Source organism: Paraburkholderia sp. RL18-085-BIA-A (assembly GCF_046027075.1).
Lineage (GTDB): Bacteria > Pseudomonadota > Gammaproteobacteria > Burkholderiales > Burkholderiaceae > Paraburkholderia.
Window position 1 is genome coordinate 1 of sequence record NZ_JARESU010000382.1, and the last position, 1,755, is coordinate 1,755.

3 protein-coding genes are annotated in these 1,755 nt (G+C 58.2%); 1 reads left to right on the plus strand and 2 read right to left on the minus strand.

Annotated features, from left to right (window positions below; translation table 11 throughout):
- Positions 1-523: IS6 family transposase (locus P0D89_RS52590; RefSeq protein WP_408370205.1), on the minus strand; the 523-nt coding region annotated here is incomplete at its 3' end.
- Positions 474-962: a helix-turn-helix domain-containing protein gene (locus P0D89_RS52595; RefSeq protein WP_408370208.1), complete on the minus strand. Its 489-nt coding sequence runs from the start codon at positions 960-962 to the stop codon at positions 474-476. The genes P0D89_RS52595 and P0D89_RS52590, both read right to left, overlap by 50 nt.
- 168 nt (positions 963-1,130) lie before the next feature.
- On the opposite strand from P0D89_RS52595, the gene P0D89_RS52600 reads away from it, so the two are divergent.
- Positions 1,131-1,755 (plus strand): hypothetical protein (locus P0D89_RS52600; RefSeq protein ID WP_408379562.1); only part of this gene is annotated, 625 nt, incomplete at its 3' end.

A 1,755-nucleotide genomic window follows, 5' to 3' on the forward strand; every position in this document is an offset into this window, starting at 1 on the left:
TCACGTTGTTCAGATATTTCGACGACCGGACCTTCGTGTCTTCAGGCAACAGACCATCGGTCTTCATCTCGCGCACCGCGCGGTGCGAGGCAGCATAGCCGTCGAGCGTGATGGTCTCCGGTGACTGGCCCTGATGCCTGATGGCCTTGCTGAAGAAGGCTTTGGCCGCTGCCACGTCGCGCCTCGCCCTGAGCATGAAGTCCACAGTCTCGCCGGCCCGATCCACCGCACGGTACAGGTAGACCCACCTGCCACGAATCTTCAGGTTGGTCTCGTCGACACGCCACGAACGACCCGCAGGCGTAGCAAAGCGGTTCCAGCGTTTGACGAACTCGGGCGTATAACGCCTCACCCAGCGCAGGATCGTCGTGTGAGCCAGCGACAAACCCCGTTCGGCCATCATCTCGACCAGATCGCGTAGGCTGAGCTTGTAGCGCAGGTACCAGCGAACACACAGAATGATGATCTCCCGATCAAAATGGCGTCCGCCGAACAACTCCTCCAGACTTTTCAGCTTGTTCATCGCCGGACATCAGTTCGTTTCGTTCCGACAACTTTAACCGATTCGCCGATCCCATTTGCACCAGAGCCGAAAGATCCATGCTGTGGGCTTCGGCAAGCTTCGCCGGCTGCTTGCCGGTCTTAAGTGGCAGTGCCTTGAGCGTGACGTGTTCGCGGTCAAACTTCTCCTTTGCCGCCTGCATTTCCTCGGCCGTCCGTATCGAAAACGGCTTGTTCAACGCGTCGATATCTTCGAACTCGAAGGCTCGAGCGATCGCTCGGCGCGTGTCAAAGCCGGATGCATCGCCACGTTCGACACGCTGTATTGTCCGCACGCTCAGGCCTGAGAGGTCAGCAAGCTGCTCCTGCGACCATTGCCGGCTTTCTCGAAAGAACCTGACCACTACGGCGAGTTCGCCTTCAGTCAGGAGGCGGGGCTGGGTTTGTTCCGTGGTTGGCATCGTGATCTCCATTAAGTGGACGGGATAATGATGCGGCGGCGCCTGCAACGACGACACGACAGCGACCCGACATCGGGCCGACAGATCAGTGCCCCGCATCTTCACGCGCGCACGCACAGGACTTCATCGACATAATCAGCAATCCAGATCCCTCGGAAGGCTGCAAACATGGAAGAAAACAAAAATGACCTCGCCCCACTCATCCAGCTCGGCCAGGCGTTCGCGGGCTGGATTGAAAAGAACCAACCGCTACTGGCGTCGATCGCGAATGGTGTGCAGGGACTGGCGATCGAATTTGTCGGGTTCGCGAATCGTTTGCAAACAAACTTTGATGCCCGGATGGAGGTGTATCCCGAACTCGCAAACTGCGCACTATCGCTAGCTAAGCGAGGGTGGTTCATGAGCGGCTATTTCGGATTGTCAGAGCTTGATCAGTTCGCCCGTCAAGCGGCAAGCGGTGGGAGCCTGGACGAGCTCGAGACCGTGCTTGCGAAGCTCTACGCAGAGGACCTGACCGATCATCTCAACAGTATTGTTGACGAGCACCCTTCCCGCGCGTTCGCCATCCGTCCGGCTGTCGATGCCCACTCGCGCGGCGAGTATGCCCTCTCAGTACCGCTGTTTTTTGCTCAAGCTGAGGGCATCTGCTTCGAGAACGCCAAAAAGTATCTTTTCCAGGGCGTGCCCGAAGAACGAGTGGCGCACATCGCGCAGATCGAACTGGCAGCACTCGCGGCAGCGCCGAGTGACAACCCGGTGATGGGGTTCTACGCCTTGCTTTACGAGATTATGT

What these genes read in the sequence shown, in the direction of transcription:
- P0D89_RS52595 (WP_408370208.1), bottom strand. Translation starts at nt 962, where the DNA reads ATGCCAACCACGGAACAAACCCAGCCCCGCCTCCTGACTGAAGGCGAA.